Here is a 254-nt window from a genome sequence, read left to right as displayed (position 1 = left end):
GAATATGGCAGTAAAGATTTCAGGTGTACTGAAAGACGGCACAGGAAAACCGGTACAGAACTGCACAATCCAGCTGAAAGCCAGACGTAACAGCACCACGGTGGTGGTGAACACGCTGGCCTCAGAAAATCCAGATGAAGCCGGGCGTTACAGCATGGACGTTGAGTACGGTCAGTACAGCGTTATTCTGTTGGTGGAGGGATTCCCGCCGTCACATGCCGGGACCATCACCGTGTATGAAGATTCTCAACCCG

The 254-nt window shown here is 52.4% G+C and carries 1 protein-coding gene; it reads left to right on the top strand.

Annotation, left to right across the window (positions count from 1 at the left end):
* Positions 1–4 precede the first annotated feature (4 nt).
* Positions 5–254 (top strand): prophage tail fiber N-terminal domain-containing protein (locus HEN33_RS25935; protein ID WP_183083575.1); only part of this gene is annotated, 250 nt, incomplete at its 3' end.

It is taken from the genome of Escherichia sp. 94.0001 (assembly GCF_013369155.2).
GTDB classification, from domain to species: Bacteria; Pseudomonadota; Gammaproteobacteria; order Enterobacterales; family Enterobacteriaceae; genus Escherichia; species Escherichia coli_F.
This window is presented reverse-complemented; position numbering and strand designations above follow the sequence as displayed.